The 3,391-nt window shown below is 64.3% G+C and carries 5 protein-coding genes; 4 read left to right on the forward strand and 1 reads right to left on the reverse strand.

Annotated elements, in window-relative coordinates; translation table 11 throughout:
* Nucleotides 1-420, forward strand: a 420-nt coding sequence (gene rimM / locus EN879_RS28875) for a ribosome maturation factor RimM (RefSeq protein ID WP_127274410.1), incomplete at its 5' end; no start/stop codon positions are given.
* Complete coding sequence (trmD, locus tag EN879_RS28880) at nucleotides 417-1,118, forward strand: tRNA (guanosine(37)-N1)-methyltransferase TrmD (RefSeq protein WP_013528859.1); 702 nt, start codon at nucleotides 417-419, stop codon at nucleotides 1,116-1,118. The genes rimM and trmD, both read left to right, overlap by 4 nt.
* On the opposite strand, the gene EN879_RS28885 is transcribed toward trmD, so the two are convergent.
* Nucleotides 1,100-1,852, reverse strand: a complete 753-nt coding sequence (locus EN879_RS28885) for a sulfite exporter TauE/SafE family protein (RefSeq protein ID WP_063169535.1) — start codon at nucleotides 1,850-1,852, stop codon at nucleotides 1,100-1,102. The genes trmD and EN879_RS28885 overlap by 19 nt on opposite strands.
* Before the next feature lie 329 nt (nucleotides 1,853-2,181).
* On the opposite strand from EN879_RS28885, the gene rplS reads away from it, so the two are divergent.
* Together rplS and EN879_RS28900 are read left to right on the forward strand one after the other, a co-directional pair.
* The gene (rplS, locus tag EN879_RS28895) at nucleotides 2,182-2,733 is read left to right on the forward strand and encodes a 50S ribosomal protein L19 (protein ID WP_013528861.1); all 552 of its coding nucleotides are present in this window, start codon (nucleotides 2,182-2,184) and stop codon (nucleotides 2,731-2,733) included.
* Between the two features lie 156 nt (nucleotides 2,734-2,889).
* A complete protein-coding gene (locus tag EN879_RS28900) occupies nucleotides 2,890-3,303 on the forward strand; it encodes an organic hydroperoxide resistance protein (RefSeq protein ID WP_013528862.1) in 414 nt (137 codons plus the stop codon).
* The last annotated feature ends 88 nt before the right edge of the window (nucleotides 3,304-3,391 follow it).

Genomic DNA, 3,391 nt, shown 5'->3' on the forward strand with positions numbered 1-3,391 from the left:
GTCGTGGTCCGTTTCAAGGGCATTGCCGACCGCAATGCGGCCGAGGCGCTGGCCGGCACGGAGCTGTTCGTCGACCGTTCGATGCTGCCGGACGATGGCGAGGAAGACGAATTCTACCATGCCGACCTCGTCGGCCTCGAAGTCCGCGACGACACGGGTGCCGTGCTTGGCAAGGTGGTCGCGGTGCACAATTTCGGCGGCGGCGACATTCTCGACGTGACGCTGGGCGGGCGCAAGGGCGTGCTGATCCCGTTCACACAGGCTGCCGTACCGCAAGTGTCGATCGCCGAGGGTTTTGTTCGTGTCGATCCGGCGGCAGCCGGGCTGGTCGATGACGAGGATGGCGGTGGTCCGCGTGAGGAAGACTTCGATCCGAAGGGCAGGCCGCGCGGACCGAGCGATGCCGGGGGCAACCGGTGAGTTTTTCCGCTTCGGTGCTGACGCTTTACCCCGAGATGTTTCCCGGCGCGCTCGGCCTGTCGTTGGCCGGCCGGGCGCTCGAGGCCGGGACGTGGTCGCTGGAGACGATCCAGATCCGCGACTTCGCCACCGACCGCCATCGCACCGTCGACGACACGCCCGCCGGCGGCGGCGCCGGCATGGTGATGCGCGCCGACGTGCTGGCGAAAGCCATCGACCATGCTTCGCCGGAAGGCGATGCGCGGCCCCGGCTGCTGATGAGCCCGCGCGGCAAGCCGCTGACCCAGGCGCGTGTGCGCGAGCTGGCCGCTGGGCCGGGCGCCGTCATCCTGTGCGGCCGCTTCGAAGGCGTCGACCAGCGGGTGATCGACGCGCGGGGATTGGAGGAAGTCTCGATCGGCGATTTCATTCTCTCGGGTGGTGAGCCGGCCGCCCTTGTGCTGCTCGACGCGGTGGTGCGGCTGCTGCCCGGGGTCATGGGCAACGCGATGTCGGGCGAGGAAGAGAGTTTTGAAAACGGCCTGCTCGAACATCCGCACTATACGCGGCCGCAGGAGTTCGAAGGCCGTGACATTCCCGAGGTCCTGATTTCCGGCAATCACAAGAAGATCGCCGCCTGGCGGCGGGCGGAGTCAGAAAGACTGACAGCCGAGAGGCGTCCGGACCTGCTTGCCGCTGCTCAGCCCTTGGCAAAATAATAGAAGGCCAAAAACAGGCCGACGGCGACGACGAAGCCGCGCACGGCGTTTTGCGGCACCCGCTTGGCGATCCAGACGCCGGCATAGCCGCCGAGCGCGCCGCCCGGGATCATGATGATCGCCTGCGGCCAGGCGACGACGCCGCCCGAGACGAAGACGACGATCGCGACAGCGGCGATGACCATGGCCAGCATGTTCTTCAACGCGTTCAGCCGGTGATAGTCGCCGGCCTGGGTGAGGCCGAGCGTCGCCAGCATCATCACGCCCATGCCGGCGCCGAAGAAGCCCCCATAGATGGCGGTGAGAAACTGCGCGAGCGAGCCGGCCAGCGAGCCCACCGCCGCTTCATGGCCGGGCTTTGGCACTGGTTTCAGCCAGGGGCCGGCGGCGAACAGGGCCGTCGCGGCTAGCAGCAGCCACGGCACCAGAGCGCGAAACGAGGGATTGTCGAGCGCCAAAAGGATCAGAGCGCCGGCCAGTGCGCCCACGGCCGAGATCAGGCACAGCAGCAGCGCGCCGCGCCAGAAGTGCCTGATATCGGCCGAGTAGGCGAGGGTCGAGGTGATGTAGCCTGGAAATTGCGTCACCGAGGAGGTGGCGTTGGCAACGATCGGCGGCAGGCCGACCAACGTCATGGCGCCGAAGGTGATGAAGGTGCCGCCACCGGCGACCGCATTGGCGGCGCCTGACAGAAAGCCCGCTAGAAACAGCACGATGGCATCGAAGACAGACATGAATTGCGGCCGCTCAAAACTGTGTTATTTCAGGCTTTAGAAAGCCTGAACGACCGGCGCAACCCGGCACGGCAGGATTACGATGGTGCCATGCGAGCAGAAAATGCGCGCCCAAGGCGTGACAAAGCGGCGAAATAGCTGTATGTGCCCGCCCGTACCGGCCAGAAAGAATCTGCCGGACCCGTCAACAATGACGGTGTAGTCGCCCCTGCCTGATGTTTCAAAGACAAATGTCTTGGAGACAAAAGGCATAGCCAAGCGGTCAATGGAACTGCAAGGCGAGTGTCGGACGCTCTGACTGTCGGAAGAACAAGAAGTGGACTTTTGAGATGGATATTCTCCGTCAGCTCGAGGCCGAACAGGCCGCCAAGATCGAAGCCAAGCGCAAGCTTCCCGAATTCCAGCCCGGCGACACCGTGCGCGTCCAGGTCCGCGTGACCGAAGGCACCCGCACCCGCGTCCAGGCCTATGAGGGCGTCGTCATCGCCCGCGCCGGCGCCGGCTTCCAGGAGAACTTCACGGTTCGCAAGATTTCCTACGGCGAAGGTGTCGAGCGCGTGTTCCCGGTCTACTCGCCGATGGTTGAAGGCGTCGAGATCGTTCGCCGCGGCAAGGTGCGTCGCGCCAAGCTCTACTACCTGCGCGATCGTCGCGGCAAATCGGCCCGTATTTCTGAAAACACCGGCGTGCGCGCCCGCAAGCTGAACGATGAGGAGCGCGATGCGCTGAACGCCGAGAAGGCCCGTATCGAAGCCGAGAAGGTGGCAGCAGCCGAGGCCCTGGCCGTCGAGAAGGCCGCCCAGGACGCCGCCGAGAAGAAGGCCGCCGCCGAGGCCGAAGCAGCAGCCAAGGCCGCCGCAGAAGCGACCCCTGCCGAATAAGGTTTTCGGAAATCCCATTCAAAAAGGCGGCTTCGGCCGCCTTTTTTCGTTTCACCAGACTGTGAACGCTTTCAGCGCCAGACACAGGATCCGGCTGTTGACGGCGCATTACTTTGTGAACTAAATAATCGCGCACAAAGTAATTGGAGATTTGATATGGCACTCTACACCACACAGGCTCACGTCACCGGCGGCCGCGCCGGCCATGGCGAGACCAGCGACGGTCTGCTCAAGGTCGATCTGGCAATGCCCAAAGAACTCGGCGGGCCGGGGGGCGCCACCAATCCCGAGCAACTGTTCGCTATCGGCTATGCCGCCTGCTTCGAAAGCGCCATCCGCTTTGTCGCGCGCAAACAGAAGCTGTCGCTGACGGATGCCGGGGTAACCTCCACCGTCAGCCTGCTTCCCGATGGCGAAGGCTTTAAGCTCGGTGTCGCGCTCGCGGCGGAAACGAAAGGCCTTGATCAGGCGGCGGCGGAAGCGCTTGTATCGGAGGCGCACAAGATCTGCCCCTATTCCAACGCCATCAGGGGCAATGTCGACGTAGCGCTTTCGGTAAAGGCGGCATGACGGAAAAGACGACAAAGAGCACCAGGGACGTCCCGGCGGAGGCCACCGGGACGTTTCACGTTCCGCGGCTCGACCAACAGCTCTGCTT

The sequence above is a fragment of the Mesorhizobium sp. M7A.F.Ca.AU.002.02.1.1 genome (assembly GCF_003998535.1).
Taxonomy (GTDB): domain Bacteria; phylum Pseudomonadota; class Alphaproteobacteria; order Rhizobiales; family Rhizobiaceae; genus Mesorhizobium; species Mesorhizobium ciceri.